Raw genomic sequence first — 14,337 nt, 5'->3', positions numbered from 1 at the left:
GAACCGCGCGCCCGGCCCCCACCGACCGCGCGCTCATCACGGGCGCCCCCGGCGGAGCGCCTAGCACGGGACGGTGAGTCGTCGTGGTCCGGAGTGTAAGGCGCATGACACTTTCGCCAACGGTTCGCGCGCGGAATCTGGCGCACCTCACACGCGTCCCGCAGGCTGCCCAGCCCCACGGGAACCCACGGGAGGTGCCTTGACCCCCACGCACGCACGAGCCATGGGCCCACAGGACGCCGTGCCGCTGCCACGCGAGACGCGCCGGATGCTGCTGCGGCACCTGCCTGCCGCGATCGACGAGATGGAGGAGGCGGTACGCACCGGCCTGCCGCACTACACGCACGCCGTCGAGGGCACGCACGGCTACTCGGTGCGCCACATCATCGACCGCACGGTCAGCTGCTTCGTCTCGATCCACGACGCCACCAGGGCGGGGCAGGCCGCCACGGCCGAGGTCATCGCCCTGTACGAACGCATCGGCGCCCGGCACGGCCTCCTCGGCTGCCCGCTCGACGTGCTGCGCGACGCCCTCGACCTGGCGGGACGGGTGGCGTGCCGACGGCTCATCGAGGACGCGTACCGGCTGCACTGGCCGGCGCCCCTGCTGGCCACCCTCACCGAGGACACCTTCACCCTGATCGGGACGGCCATCGCGGCCGCCTCGCGCGGTTACGCCGAGGAGTGCCACCGCGCGCCGCTCGATGTGCAGCGGGACCGGCTGCGGGACGCGCTGGTCGCCGACCCCGACGAACGGACCCGGCCGCTCGCCGAACTGGCCGCGGCGGCCGACTGGCGGCTGCCCGGCGCGGTCGCCGTCCTCGCCCTGCCACCGGGTGACCATCCGCAGACCCGGGTGCTGCCGCCCGAGGTGCTCGCCGACCGGCGCCCCGCCGCGCCGTATCTGGTCCTGCCCAACCCCCGTACGCCCGGGCCGCGTTGGCTGCCGAGGACCATCGGGGCCGTCCTCGGGCCCGCCGTGCCGCCCGGCCGGGGCGCGGTGTCGCTGCGCTGGGCGCGGCGCGGACTGCAACTGGTCCAGCGGGGCCTGCTGCCCGCCGCCGCCCCGCTGCGCTGCGTCGACCACCTGGCCGCCCTGACGGCGTTCCGGTCGGGGGACCTCCTGGAGGCGGCCGCGGCGGATCTTCTCGGGCCGCTCCTCGAACTGGTGCCCAGGCGCCGGGAACCGCTGCTGGAAACCCTGCTGGTGTACCTGCGCTGCGGCGACAACGCCGTTCTCACCGCGGACCGTCTGCACGTCCACGAACAGACGGTCCGCTACCGCCTGCGCCAGATCGCGCAGCTCACCGACGGGGCCTGTCCCGACCCCGAACGCCACCTGGAGACCATGCTCGTACTGACCTGGCTGCTCTCCCCGAGCACCGCGAACGCGCCGACGGCCGGCACGGCGGGTCCATCCCCGCAGGCGGCCCGCCCGAGACGCGCGTAGGCGGGTGCGGACGCCCGGGTACGGACACCCGGGTGCCGTCGGCACCCGGGATCCGGCGCGGCGCCGGGCTCCGTACTCCGGCGGGAGCCCGGCGCCCCCGATCAGGCCGTGTCAGGCCGTATCGAGCGTGGGTGAGCGTGTCAGGCCGCGTCGATGCCGTTCGTGCAGGCGGCTCCCGGCTCGGGGGTCTGCGGGCCCTGCACGTACTTCGTGAGGAACTGCTGGACCCGCGGGTCGGACGCCTTCTCGACGGTCAGCTGCTTGCCCCAGGCCGACAGCATGAGGGCCCCGGCCTGGTCCTCCACCGGACTCATCAACGTGTAGGGCGTCTTGGCGACCTTGTCGGCGAGCGTCTTCACATCGGCGTCCGCCGCCTTGTCGTTGTACGTGATCCACACCGCGCCGTGCTCCAGCGAGTGCACCGCGTTCTCGTTCGGTATCGCCTTCGTGTAGACCGAGCCGTCACACGTCATCCACGCCTGGTTGTGGTCGCCGCCGACCGGCGGATTCATCGGGTACGACACGGCCTTCGAGACATGGTTCTGGGTCAGCTTCTTCGCGTTCCAGGACTTCTCGCCCTTGACCGGCTTCTTCGCGGCGGCCTGCTGCTGCTCGTCCTTGTCGTTGGCTCTGTCGACGTAGTACGCGCCGAATCCGACGAGCCCGGCCACGATGGCCGTACTGACGGCGATGGTCAGGATGCGGTTCCGGCGCTCGCGGGCCTTCTCGGCGCGGCGCATCTCCTCGATACGCGCCTTGCGTGCCGTGGCGGCCGACTTCTTGCTGGTCCTGCTCATGGGAATGCGTTCCTTGTCCCCGCCGGGCCGGATGCTCCGGGCGGCGGTGGGTGAGGGCTCGGACGGACGTCGTCGTACGGACGCCGGTCTAGATCCGCTGCACCTGGAGGACATGGAGATCGGGGGCCCCGCGGGCGGGTGGCAGCACGGGCCCGCGCGTCGCCGTGGCAGTGGGCGCCAAGACGGGCATCCGGGGCGCCACCGCGGGCAGCGGGTGGGCGCCCACCGGCAGCACGGCCCGCGTCTCGTGCGTGGGCAGACCGCAGCACCGGTCGTGCTCGGCGGGGGAGGCCAGCCGTTCGTGCGGGACGGAGACGGTGACCACGGGCGCGGCGGCCGGAGCCGTCCGGCCGTGCGCCGGCACGTATCCCAGGCAAGCCACCAGCACCGCGAGCAGCACGGCCAGCGCAGGACACAGCGCCGCGTCGCGGGTGACGCGGCGCGCTCGCTGTGGCGTCCGGCTGCTCATCACCGTGATGGTATGCGCTGCCTGCGACAGCGCTCCCGGTACCCCGCACAAAGCCGAACGACCGTCCCCCACCGGCGAGTAGACACTGTCTACTCCCGGCTGGTAGACAGTGTCTATGAGTGAACGGGAGACAGGACCGGGGCAGGGAGAAGCAGGGCTGCGGGCCCGGCTGGTGGCCGTCGGCGTGGAACTGGTGACCCAGGAGGGCGTACAGGCCCTGTCGCTGCGGGAGATCGCCCGCCGGGCCGGCGTCTCGCACGGCGCGCCCCGCCGCTACTTCCCGACGCACCTGGAGCTGCTGTCCGCGATCGCGCGGGAGGGCTTCGCGGAGCTGGGGGCCGCGGCCGACGCGGAACTGCGCGGAGATCAGAAGGGCCCGCGGGCCCAACTCGCCGCGCTGGCAGGGATCTACGTCGACTACGCGCTGTCCCACCGCGGCATGTACGAGCTGATGTTCCGCCACGACCTGCTGGAGAGCAACCGCCTCGGCCTGCGCGAGACCAGCCTGCCGCTCTTCGAGACCATGGTGAACCTGGTGGGCCGGGCCCGCCCCGACGTACGGGCCCCGGAGGTCGCGGGCGCGCTCTGGGCCAACCTGCACGGCGTCGCGCAGCTGTGGGGCTGGGGCAGTCTCCGGCTCGCGACGGGAGCGGACACCGTCGAACCCTTCGTACGGGCCGCTCTGGACGCCCACCTCGGGCCGGAGCGGTGAACGCGGCGCTCCGGCGACGCCTCACGCTCACCGCCGGGGTCACGGGAGCCGCGGTCGTGGCCCTCGACGGCACCGTGACGACCGTCGCGCAGCCCACCCTGCGCCGCGACCTCGACGCCTCGTTCGTGCAGGTCCAGTGGATCAGCACCGGCTATCTCATCGCGGTCGCCTGCCTGCTCGTCTTCGCCGGCCGGCTCGGCGACCGCTACGGACACCGGCGGGTCTTCGCCCTCGGCGTGTCCGGTTTCGCGCTGGCCTCGGCGGCCCTCGGCCTGGCGCCCGGGATCGGCTGGGTCATCGCCCTGCGCGTCGCCCAGGGGATCTTCGGGGCGCTGCTGCAGCCGGCCACCCTGGGCCTGCTGCGCGCCGCGTATCCGCCCGACCGGCTCGGCATGCCCGTCGCCCTGCGCACCAGCGCGATCGGCGCCGCCGCCGCGCTCGGCCCCCTGGCGGGCGGCGCGCTGATCACCCACTTCGGCTGGCGATGGGTCTTCTTCCTGAGCGTGCTTCCCGCCCTCGCGGCGGGCGTCCTCGCCCTCGCGGTCCGCGTACCGGTGCCCACCTCGGAGGTACGCCTGGACCTGCCCGGCGCGGGCCTGCTGGCGGTGACGCTGATCTGCCTGGTCCACACCCTCGTCGGTCTGCCGGGCTCCGGCGGGACGGCCGCCACCGGACTCGGCGTCCTGTGCACGACGGTCGCCTGCGCCGCCTTCGTCCGCCACGAACGCCGTACGGCCGGACCGCTGATCCCGCCCGAGGTGTTCCGCTCGCCGACGGTCACCTCGGCGCTCGGAGCACTGGTGGCGGTGTCGGCGGCGATGTTCGGCACGCTGTTCCTCGGCACGTACTACCTCCAGGACGTACGGGGCCTGGACCCGTTGCGGAGCAGTCTGCACGCGCTGCCGCTCGCCGTCATGATGGTGGCCGGAGCGCCCCTGTCCACCGTCCTGTTCCGCCGCTTCGGACCACGCCGGACCGTCATGACGGGTGCGGCGCTCGTCGCTCTCGCCACCCTGCTGATGTCCCGCCTCGACCGGACGTCGGGCTCCCTGGCGATCGGCTGCTGTTTCCTGCTCCTCGGGGCCGGTTTCGTGGCCGTGATGGTCACCGCCACCGCGGTCCTCGTACGCGCGGCGGCCGTGGAGGTCGCGGGGGTGTCGGGCGGGCTCCAGCAGACCGCGATGAACGTCGGGCCGATGCTGGGGGTGGCCCTGGCCACCGTGTTCCGGCCGGCCGACGTCTCGACGACCGGCGCCGCCCTGCTCGTCCTCGCCGCCGTCGCGGCGCTCGGCGCGCTGCTGGGCACCGGGCTGCCCGCCACCTCGGACGACGGAAGACCGGCGGTCAGGACCTGACCTGGATCAAGGCCTGATCTGGCTCAGCGCCTGACCTGGATGAGCGCCTGACCTGGATCAGGACCTGACCTGGATCAAGGCGTGGGTGCCGCTCGTACGCCAGGACTCCGCGCCCGCGTCCAGTTCCGCAAGGGTGCCGGGAGCCAGCCCGGTCACGACGTCGCACTTGAGCGTCCGCAGGGCCGCCACCGGGCCCGGGAAGTACGCGGTCGCCTCGGCGAACGGCGTGGTGGCCGGCCAGTGCCGGTCACCCACCAGCCGGCGGTAGTTGAGGTCGCCCTTCATGACGGTGACCGTGGCGGACGCGAAGTCCTCCCGGAGGTCGGCGGGCATCCGGTCGTAGGGATGCGGCGCGCAGGAGAACGGATGGCTGCGCAGGATCAGCCGCCCGTCGCCGACGGCGTCCCGCAGCCGTTCGCCGACCGCCGCCGCACGGCCGGACGCCCCCGTCAGCCGGTCGAGGCAGGCGAGCGTGTCGGCGGTGGTGGCGTCGGAGACGTAGTACGGGTACGGCTTGAGGTGCAAGGCGACGGAGGCGGCCCGGCCGGTGGCCAGCAGGTGGTCGGCGAGGACGAGGTCGGGGAGCAGCTCGGGGCCGGCGTTGTCGGCGACGAGACAGACCTTGCCGGGTCCGCTGGGCCCGCGTGGCTTTTCGGTCGCGAGGATCTCCCACAGCGCGTCCGAGTCGTCGACGACGAGCCCTTGCACCTGGTCGCCCAACCCGCCCTCTCCCGCGGACAGTTGGAAGCCGAGGTCGGCCCGGTTGCCCCAGAGGGAGGAGAGCAGGAGCGTACGGTCCTGCTCGTGCGGCGGCAGAGCGGGGAGGCGGTCGAGCGCGGACAGCTCGTCGTCGACCTTGGAACCCGCGAGTTCGGCGTTCTTGAAGGGCGCGAAGGGGTCGATGCCCAGCCAGGGGCCCGGGGTGAAGTGCCCGAGCGCGGCGAGGAGTTTGCGGTAGAAGAAGCTCTCCGCCCACAGGAACGGCACATCCGCCCAGCGCTGCCCGTAGTACGGCTCGTCCCGCCAGCGGTCGGCGCCCGGTTCGGCGTCGTCCAGCGGCTCGATGGACCCCTTGGTGATCTCGTCGAGAAGGGCGTCCAGCGCGCGCTGGTGCGCGGGCGGATAGGGGGTGGCCCGCCGGACGCGCTCGATGAGGGCCGGGTGCCGCTCGTCCAGCACACCGCGGGCGAAGGAGCCCGGGGTGCCGACGACCACGGGAGCACGGTCCTGCGAGCCGTCCGTGTCTGCCGTTCGCGGTCCGCCGGGGACGGAGGCGGCGTGCGCGGATGGGGTCTCGGCGTCAGCGTCGGTGAGGGCTCGGCCGTTGTCCTGACTGGGGCGCTTCATGTCCCCAGTAAACCGTCCGTGTCCGCCGCCCGCGGTCCGCCGGGTATGGGTGGCCCGCCGGGCATGTGTCAGCCCCAGCTCTGCGAGTACTGGTTACGGTAGCGCTTGCGGCCGCGTTCCGAGCGGATCCGCAGGGCCACCAGCGCGAGCAGACTCCCCGCGATGACGAACAGTCCGGGGCCGAGGTTGCGGTACTCCCCGAGCCGTTCCAGTGCCGAGGCGGCGTTGTCGGTCTGCCCCTGGGGAACCGTGTCCGCCGGCCCCATGGCCCCGGGCAGTGCCGCGCCGGGAGCGGTCGAGGACGTGCTGGGCGGTACCGCCGCTGCCGCGTCGTTGCCCGTACCGCCGTCGGCCCCGGCCGAGGGCGTGGACTGACCGGCCGCAGCGGGATCGATCGTCAGCTTCACACCGAGCGAGTCCAGCGCCTTGGTCACCGGCTGGAAGAACGTCGTACCGCCGGCCTGGCAGTCCCCGCTGCCGCCCGAGGTGACGCCCATGGCCAGTCCGTCGGCGAACATCGGGCCGCCGCTGTCGCCCGGTTCGGCGCACACCGTGGTCTCGATGAGCCCGGTGACCGTGCCCTGCGGGTAGTTCACCGTCGCGTTCAGGCCGGTCACCTGCCCGGACCGGAGGCCGGTCGTGCTGCCGCTGCGGAAGACCTTCTGGCCGACGGCCGGGTCTGCCGCCCCGATGATCCGTACGCCCTGGCCGTTGCCGACCGTCACGATGTCGGCGCCGCTGAGGGCGGTGCCGGCGTTGTACTGCACGAGCGAGAAGTCACCGCCGGGGAACGATCCGGAGACGGTGGAGCCGACCGACTCGGCTCCCTGCTGGTCGGAGAACCACGAGGTGCCCACGGGCCCGCAGTGGCCTGCCGTGAGGATGAAGTTGTTCCGGCCGTTGGTCACGTTGAAGCCGGCCGAACAGCGTCCCGAGCCCGCGAACAGCGCGTCGGCGCCGTTCAGCCGCGGGGTGAACGTGCCCTCCGTCCGCTCCATGCGCACGGAGGCGCCGATGCCCTCGGCGACCGCGGTCAGCCGGGCCCACTCGGCCTTGGAGACGGTGGTGTCGGCGCGGACCACCACCTGGTTGGTCGCGTAGTCCATCGACCAGGAGGTGCCTGCCACCTTGGGCGCGTCCTTGAGCTGCTCGGTGGCGGACTTCAGGTCCCGCATGGTGTAGCGGACGACCTTGGCCACGGCGCCGCCCTCGCGTACGTCGGCCGCGGCCTTCTCGTCGGTCACCGCGACGACCGGGCGCCCCTTGGCGTCGATCCAACTGCCCGCCGTACGCGCGGTGCCCAGTTCGGAGACCAGTTCCTGGCCCGTGCGGGCGGCCCGGGTCTCCGAGTTGGGAGCCTTCGTGCCGCCCGACGTCTCGCTCGCCATCGCCTGCGAGACCATCAGCCCGCCGCAGGCCAGCCCGCCGATGGCGGCGAACCGTGCGATTCGCTGAACATTCCGTCGTGCATGCCTCATCCACGGCTCCCGTGCGACTGTCCTGACACAGCGTCACTTCTGTTGCGGGCGGACCCGCGAGGTGAACGCCCTCCTTCAGTACGTGCCGTCGCGCGGTCCGGTTCACCGAGCCGCCCGGCCGTTCGCAAGAGGCGTGAACCCGCCGGTCGCCCGGCCCGTACCGCGCGACACGTTTTGCCGAAACGGCAAGGTCTCTCGCCGCTCGGCGGGAGCGCCCGCATGATCGGCGGCAGAGCGGTCGGCGGCGCGGTGATCGGCGGCGGAACGCTCGGTCATGGAGAGAGTCGGCTCAAGGAGGACTCATGTCGCAGGAAGCCAGCCCGCCCACCCCGGCGGGCGCCCGGCATCGGACAGTGGACGTTCCCGATGGCCGGATCCACCTGGTCGAACAGGGCACCGGCCCGCTGGTCCTGCTCGTCCACGGCTTTCCCGAGCTGTGGCACTCCTGGCGCCACCAGCTCCCCGCGCTCGCCGCGGCGGGCTACCGGGCGGTCGCCGTCGACGTACGCGGATACGGGCGCTCCTCGGCGCCCGACGCCGTGGATGCGTACCGGATCGGGGCCCATGTCGAGGACAACGTGGCGGTCGTCCGCGCGCTCGGCGAGGAGACCGCCGTGATCGTCGGCCACGACTGGGGTTCGACCATCGCCGCCCAGTCCGCGCTGCTCAGGCCCGACGTCTTCACCGCGGTCGGACTCCTCGGCGTGCCGTACGCGCCCCGGGGCGGTATGAAGCCGACCGACGCCTTCGCCATGATCGGCGGGGACGAGGAGTTCTACGTCAGCTACTTCCAGGAGCCGGGCCGGGCGGAGGCGGAGATCGAGCCGGACGTACGGGGATGGCTCGCCGGCTTCTACGCGACGCTGGCCGGCGACACGATGCCCGCGACGGGAGAGGGAGCGGTCTTCTTCGTCCCGAAGGGCGGCAGGCTCTCGGACCGGTTCGTGAAGGAGCGCCCGTCCTGGCTCACGGACGCGGAACTCGACTTCTGCGCCGCCGAGTTCGAGCGGACCGGCCTCACGGGAGCACTGAACCGCTACCGCAGCATGGACCGCGACTGGGAGGATATGGCCGGCTTCGACGGCGCCCCCATCACCCAGCCGTCGCTCTTCGTCGCGGGTGAACTCGACGCGTCCATCGCCTGGTTGGCCGACGCGATCAAGGCGTTCCCCAGCACACTGCCCGGCCTGGTCTCCTCGCACCTCGTCGAAGGGTCCGGTCATTGGGTCCAGCAGGAGCGCCCCGACGAGGTCAACCGGTTCCTGACCGACTGGCTGCACGCCCTCAACGGCCCGACGCCACCAGCCCCGACTCGTAAGCGATGATCACGAGCCGCACCCGGTCCCGGGCGTCCAGCTTGCTGAGGAGCCGGGACACATAGGTCTTGGCGGTGGCGACGCTGATGGAGAGCCGCTCGGCGATCTCGGTGTTCGACAGCCCGCCGCCGACGAGCGCCAGGACTTCGCGCTCCCGTTCGGTGATCCCGCCGACCGGCCGCGCGGAAGGTGCCTGCGACACCGGCCGGTCGGCGAAGTCCCTGATGAGACGGCGGGTGACACTCGGCGCGAGCAGCCCGTCCCCGGTCGCGACCACCCGGATCGCGTCGAGGATGTCCTCCAAAGCCATGTCCTTGACGAGGAAACCGGCGGCGCCCGCCCGCAGTGCCCCGTACAGGCAGTCGTCGTCATCGAAGGTCGTGAGGACGATGACCTGGGTGCCGCCGGGCCCGCGCGTGATCAGCCGGGTGGCCTCCAGGCCGTCCATGCCGGGCATCCGGATGTCCATCACCACGACGTCCGGACACTCCTTCTCGGCGAGCGCCACCGCCTCGGCGCCGGTCCCGGCCTCCCCGACGACCTCCAGACCGGACTCGTCGGCGATCACCATGCGCAGTGCGGCCCGGACGAGGGGCTGGTCGTCGGCGAGTACGACGCGGACGGTCACCGCACACCGGGCGGTACGGGCAGTGGAGGGCGAGGTGTGGCGGGCATGCGTCGATCGTAGCCACCGGCCCCCGGCGTGACGTCCGACCATGGGCGTACATCCCCGGTGGACACCGGCCAGCCCGATTGTCCGCGTCGGCCGGATGCTCAACCACCGTGCCTCCGGCGACCGTTGGGCACATGATCGAAGTCAATGAACTGACGAAGCGATACGGCGACACCCTCGCGGTCGACGGTCTGAGCTTCACCGTGCTGCCCGGACACGTCACCGGGTTCCTCGGCCCGAACGGCGCAGGCAAGAGCACCACGCTGCGGATCGCTCTCGGCCTGCACGACCCCACCGGCGGATCCGTCACCGTCGACGGCCGCCGCTTCCGGGACCGGCCGCGCGGGCTGCGCCACGTCGGCGCGCTGCTGGACGCCCACGACGTGCACGGCGGTCGCACCGCGCGGACGCAGCTGTACGTACTGGCCCGGTCCAACCGCATCCCGCGCCGCAGGGCGGAGGAGGTGCTGGAGCAGGTCGGCCTCGCGGGCGCGGGCCGACGCCGGATCAGCGGCTTCTCCCTCGGGATGAGACAGCGGCTCGGCATCGCGACGGCACTGCTCGGCGACCCGCCGGTGCTGCTCTTCGACGAACCCCTCAACGGACTCGACCCGGAGGGCGTGCAGTGGCTGCGGGGACTGTTCCGCCGGTGGGCCGGTGAGGGCCGCACCGTGCTGGTCTCCAGCCATCTGATGTCGGAGATGGAGAACACCGCGGACCAACTGGTCGTCATCGGCCGCGGCTCGCTGATCGCCGCCGAGAGCCTGGCCGATTTCGCGGCCCGCGGCACCCGCCCGAGCGTGACGGTACGGACCCCCGACCACGACCGCACGGCACTCACGGAACTGCTGACGGGGGAGGGGGCGGAGGTGCGCCGAGCGGGGGGCGCGCTGACGGTGACCGGCCTGAGCGCCGACCGGATCGGCGAACTCGCTCTGCGGCACGGGGTGTTGCTGCACGAACTGTCGGCCCGGCCCGCGTCCCTGGAGGAGGCCTTCATGGCACTCACCGCCGACAGCGCCGACCACGTCACGGGAGCGGCCCGATGACCGACACGACCGCTGCTGGCGCTGCCGACCCGGTGCCGGCCGCACGGGGCCGCATCGCCGAGCCGCGCGCCCGGTTCCGTGACCTCGTCGCCGCCGAGTGGACCAAGTGGTGGTCGCTGCGCTCCAGCGGCTGGGCCCTGGTGGCCACCGCGCTGACCGTGGTCGGCCTCAACGTGGGCATGGCCTACGACACGTACCGCTACTGGTCGGAGCGGGACACGGCGTCACGGGCCGACTTCGTCCGGGACGGGATCCCGCTGTCGATCGCGTTCTCCACGAACGCCGCCATGCTGCTCATGCCGGCCCTGAGCGCGATCGGCGCGACCACGATCGTCGGCGAGTACCGGACCGGACTGATCCGCACGACGTTCGCCGCCGTACCGGCCCGCCGTTCGGTGCTGGCGGCGAAAGTGTGCGTGGTCACGGCCGTTTCGACGGTGTTCGGGGCGGCTGTCTCCGTCGCCTCGTTCGGCCTGACCCAGGCCGTCCTGTCCGGCCGGGACGCCGGTGTGGCGATCGACCACCCCGGCGCCCTGCGCCTCGTCGTGGCGTCCACGCTGCTCGCGCCGGTGTCCGCGCTCGTCGGCCTCGCCCTGGGTGCTGTCCTGCGCCACACCGCGGCCACCATGACGGCCAACGTGCTGGTCCTCCTGCTGCTGCCGCTGGTCTTCGGCGCCGACCGCTACTGGGCGGCCGTCGTCAACCACGCCCTGCCGGCCGGCGCCTGGACCCGCCTGACGGCCGTCGGCCACCAACCGGTCACCCACCCGTGGACGGCCGGCGGGGCGTGGACCGTCTACGCGGTCTGGGCCGTGGCGGCGGCGGTCGTCGCCGTGGCCTCGGTACAGGGCCGCGACCAGTGACAGCACTCGACCAGTGACAGCGCCGCGAGTGACGGCACTGCGGCCAGTATCGGCACTGAGACCGTCGGCAGCGCGGGGCCGCAGCGTTGGGCGACGACCGGCCGGGTCTCATATGCGTGTCGCGTGCAGGGCGGTGCGGGCGACACCGACGAAGTGGACGACGGACTCCCAGAACGGGGCGTAGCAGTCGTTGAACCGTCGGCCGGCGTCCTCCTCGCCGGCGATCATCGCGTCGAGCGCGCGGTAGTTGGCGCTGGTGGAGCGGCGCAGCAGGTCCGCGGCCGAGGCGACCTCCGGCGGGCCCTCCAGGTCGGCCAGCCAGACCCGCTGACGCAGCACCGCGTACTCGCCGCGCAGTCGGATCCGCAGGTCCCGCAGGGTGGCCAGCCGCTCGTCGGGGTCACCGATCTCGTGGGCGTCGGTCACCTTCCAGTACAGGTCGCCCATGCGCTGGGCCTGTTCGATGAGGTCGACGTACGCCGAGCGGCGGGCGGCCCTGAGGCCGTCCGCCTGTACGGTCGCGGCGGCCGCGTCCGCCTGGATACGGGCCGCGCGTGCGGTGCCGCGGCTGGTCACCCAGCTCGCGAGCACCGCGGTCGCGGCCGTCAGCGCGGCCACCCACAGAGTGCTGTCCCCCATACCGAACCCGTCCCCCGTCCCCGTCCGGTCACTGTCCCCGCCCCCACCCGGCGCTCACCGCAGGAGTGTGGCACGGGCGACGAGAGTGACGGGAACTAGGCGTGGCGTGAGGGTTCCAGAGTCTTCGTCAGGTGTGCGAAGACGACGACGTTGCTCTGGTAGCCGGACTGTTTGTCGTACACGCCTCCGCAGGTGATCAGCCGCAGCTCCGGACGCTTTCTCGCGCCGTACACCTCCTGACTGGGGAAGCGCGCCTTCTCGTACATGCGGACGGCGTCCACCGTGTAGACGGCGGTACGTCCGTCGGCGCGACGGGCCTCGACGAGCCGGCCGGGCTTCAGGGTGCTCAGGCCGGCGAACACGGCGGGTCCGGTGCGGGTGTCCAGATGGCCGACCACCACGGCGGTGCCCGCCTCTCCCGGTGAGGGCCCGCCCTCGTACCAGCCCGCCAGTTTGGGCTTGTCGAGCGGCGGAGCGGTGAGCTGCTGACGCCGGTCGAGGCCCAGCCCCATGAGCGGGGCGTCCAGGCCGAGATACGGGATGCTCAGGCTTGTGGGCTTGGAACGGGAGAGCGGTTGCGGGTGCTGAGGGTGCTGCGGTTGCTGTGGCTTTCGCGGCTGTTGAGGTTGCTGAGGCCGCTGAGGCTGCTGAGGTGGTCTGGCGGGTTGGGGCGGCCTGGCCGGCTGGGGTGGGCGAGCCTGCTGGGGTGGCCGAGCCGGTTGAGGTGGCTGGGATGAACGGGGTGGGGGAGAGGGTGCCCGTGGAGAGGGCGACGGGGGGCGTGGGGGTGGAGGGGGTGGTGGGCTCGGACGGCTGACGGGGGGTCGTACGGGAGCGGGGGTGCGCCGGGGCTCCGGTGCCGCGGCGGCGGGCGGACCCGGGGACGCCTTCGCGTCCCCGAGTTCCACCGCCGGGGCGGCGACCGGCCCAGCGGGCCGGCCGTCGTCCTCGGACCACCAGATGCCGCCCATCACCAGCGAGAACCCCAGAACCGCGGTTCTCGTCAGGCGATAGGCACGCGTGCGGTACCAGGGCCTGGGCGCGTGCCTACGCGGCACCGTCGGGCCGGCGACGCAGCTGCCGGAAGTAGACGAAGCCGGACACGCCGACCAGGCCCACCGCTCCGGCGGCGGCGGCCGCCGACACGGTCGGTGTCTCGGCGAGACCGCCGCCGCCCGCGGGCACGGCGCCGTTGGGAGTCTGCGGCTTGGCGTCCGGCTTGGCCGCCGGCTTGCAGTCGACCTTGAACATCTTCTCCTTGCCCGCCCCCGCTCCGCCCACGGGCTTCCAGGTGAGCTTGTAGTCACCGTCGGGCAGCGCGAGCGTGTCCGTGTAGCCGGTGCCGATGGGGAGGTTGAGGGTGCCGTTGAGCGTGGCTGCGGCCGAGGCCGCCGGCTGCGGCTCGATGATGTAGGTGATCCCCGTGACGCCGACACCCTCGAAGTTGAAGGCGGCCAGGTAGAACTTGCAGACCTTCGTCTCGTCACGCTGGTCGGTGGGGGACGTCGTCTCCGCGTGGATCTTGACGTCTCCGCTGTCGGGGGCGGCGTAGGCGGCCGGGGCCCCGAGGAGGGCGGCGCCGGCGAGGGCGACCGTGGTGAGGGCTGCGGCGCCGGTGCGGACGCCGACGGAGCGGGTGAGCGGTGAGGCGGGCATACGAAGTCCTCCGAGCGGAATGATTGTCGTACAAATCGGGTGTGCACCTGACTCCCTTTCACATCCGGAACCCGGAAACTCGCCGCACCGCTGATGTGGCGTCAGAAATCCCCCGTCCGGACCAACATTTCGCCTGCCCACGACACCCCGGACGCTCCCGCGGCCCCACACGCCGGCCCCCGCGACGAGCCTGGCGCTGACCCCACCCCGAGCCTCGCGCCGGGCTCCGCGCCGGGCCTCGCACCGGGCCTCGTGCCGGGCCTCGCGCTGACCCTGCGCCGGATTCCGTACCGGCCTCGTGCCGGGCCTCGCGCTGACCCTGCGCCAGATTCCGTACCGGGCCTAGCGCTGGGCTGACGTGTCGGGCCGCGTCCGGTCCCGTTCGTCGAGCATGGGGCGGACGTGCGGCGAGCGTGCGGCGGGCGTGCGGCAGGTCGTGGCGGCGGCCCCCGCGGCGTCGCCGGCGACGGCCCACGCGCCGGGCCTCACGTCTGACCCCGCCGGGCAGCGGTCGTCGGGCGGGGCGGGCGGCG

15 protein-coding genes are annotated in these 14,337 nt (G+C 72.9%); 6 read left to right on the top strand and 9 right to left on the bottom strand.

All coding sequences use genetic code 11. From position 1 onward, the window contains the following. The first annotated feature begins 223 nt into the window (after positions 1-223). A complete protein-coding gene (locus IE278_RS39115; RefSeq protein ID WP_189779775.1) occupies positions 224-1,450 on the top strand; it encodes a PucR-like N-terminal domain-containing protein in 1,227 nt (408 codons plus the stop codon). Between the two features lie 140 nt (positions 1,451-1,590). Here the strand turns inward: IE278_RS39115 and IE278_RS39110 are convergent, their stop codons facing one another. Then, positions 1,591-2,247, bottom strand: a complete 657-nt coding sequence (locus tag IE278_RS39110; RefSeq protein ID WP_189779774.1) for a thioredoxin-like domain-containing protein — start codon at positions 2,245-2,247, stop codon at positions 1,591-1,593. An 88-nt stretch (positions 2,248-2,335) separates the two neighbouring features. After that, positions 2,336-2,716, bottom strand: coding sequence for a hypothetical protein (locus IE278_RS39105; protein WP_189779773.1), 381 nt, complete (start codon positions 2,714-2,716; stop codon positions 2,336-2,338). Positions 2,717-2,831: 115 nt separating this feature from the next. On the opposite strand from IE278_RS39105, the gene IE278_RS39100 reads away from it, so the two are divergent. Beyond that, positions 2,832-3,428, top strand: a complete 597-nt coding sequence (locus IE278_RS39100) for a TetR/AcrR family transcriptional regulator (RefSeq protein ID WP_189779772.1) — start codon at positions 2,832-2,834, stop codon at positions 3,426-3,428. Continuing rightward, positions 3,425-4,783 carry an MFS transporter gene (locus tag IE278_RS39095; RefSeq protein WP_189779771.1) on the top strand — a complete coding sequence of 453 codons (1,359 nt, stop codon included), beginning with the start codon at positions 3,425-3,427 and terminating at the stop codon, positions 4,781-4,783. The genes IE278_RS39100 and IE278_RS39095 overlap by 4 nt, the downstream gene beginning before the upstream one ends. A gap of 57 nt (positions 4,784-4,840) precedes the next feature. On the opposite strand, the gene IE278_RS39090 is transcribed toward IE278_RS39095, so the two are convergent. Then, the gene (locus tag IE278_RS39090; RefSeq protein WP_189779770.1) at positions 4,841-6,130 is read right to left on the bottom strand and encodes a damage-control phosphatase ARMT1 family protein; all 1,290 of its coding nucleotides are present in this window, start codon (positions 6,128-6,130) and stop codon (positions 4,841-4,843) included. Positions 6,131-6,198: 68 nt separating this feature from the next. Continuing rightward, complete coding sequence (locus IE278_RS39085; protein ID WP_189779769.1) at positions 6,199-7,608, bottom strand: S1 family peptidase; 1,410 nt, start codon at positions 7,606-7,608, stop codon at positions 6,199-6,201. A 302-nt stretch (positions 7,609-7,910) separates the two neighbouring features. On the opposite strand from IE278_RS39085, the gene IE278_RS39080 reads away from it, so the two are divergent. Then, positions 7,911-8,933, top strand: coding sequence for an alpha/beta fold hydrolase (locus IE278_RS39080; RefSeq protein WP_189779768.1), 1,023 nt, complete (start codon positions 7,911-7,913; stop codon positions 8,931-8,933). Here the strand turns inward: IE278_RS39080 and IE278_RS39075 are convergent. Continuing rightward, the gene (locus IE278_RS39075) at positions 8,893-9,552 is read right to left on the bottom strand and encodes a response regulator (RefSeq protein WP_189779767.1); all 660 of its coding nucleotides are present in this window, start codon (positions 9,550-9,552) and stop codon (positions 8,893-8,895) included. The genes IE278_RS39080 and IE278_RS39075 overlap by 41 nt on opposite strands. 179 nt (positions 9,553-9,731) lie before the next feature. On the opposite strand from IE278_RS39075, the gene IE278_RS39070 reads away from it, so the two are divergent. Continuing rightward, a complete protein-coding gene (locus IE278_RS39070; protein WP_189779766.1) occupies positions 9,732-10,646 on the top strand; it encodes an ATP-binding cassette domain-containing protein in 915 nt (304 codons plus the stop codon). Beyond that, positions 10,643-11,509: an ABC-2 transporter permease gene (locus IE278_RS39065; protein WP_220451696.1), complete on the top strand. Its 867-nt coding sequence runs from the start codon at positions 10,643-10,645 to the stop codon at positions 11,507-11,509. The genes IE278_RS39070 and IE278_RS39065 overlap by 4 nt, the downstream gene beginning before the upstream one ends. Before the next feature lie 108 nt (positions 11,510-11,617). On the opposite strand, the gene IE278_RS39060 is transcribed toward IE278_RS39065, so the two are convergent. The 4 genes from IE278_RS39060 to IE278_RS41915 form a co-directional block, all read right to left on the bottom strand. Continuing rightward, complete coding sequence (locus tag IE278_RS39060) at positions 11,618-12,148, bottom strand: hypothetical protein (protein ID WP_189779765.1); 531 nt, start codon at positions 12,146-12,148, stop codon at positions 11,618-11,620. A 95-nt stretch (positions 12,149-12,243) separates the two neighbouring features. Then, entirely contained in the window at positions 12,244-13,119 is an 876-nt protein-coding gene (locus tag IE278_RS39055; protein ID WP_189779764.1) for a class F sortase, read from the bottom strand. A gap of 76 nt (positions 13,120-13,195) precedes the next feature. Then, positions 13,196-13,804, bottom strand: coding sequence for a hypothetical protein (locus IE278_RS39050; RefSeq protein WP_189779763.1), 609 nt, complete (start codon positions 13,802-13,804; stop codon positions 13,196-13,198). A 342-nt stretch (positions 13,805-14,146) separates the two neighbouring features. Further along, positions 14,147-14,337 (bottom strand): hypothetical protein (locus IE278_RS41915; protein WP_213089783.1); only part of this gene is annotated, 191 nt, incomplete at its 5' end.

The sequence above is a fragment of the Streptomyces tauricus genome (assembly GCF_014650955.1).
Lineage (GTDB): Bacteria > Actinomycetota > Actinomycetes > Streptomycetales > Streptomycetaceae > Streptomyces > Streptomyces tauricus.
The sequence above is the reverse complement of the archived record's forward strand: the minus strand, read 5'-3'. Positions and strand labels throughout refer to the sequence as shown.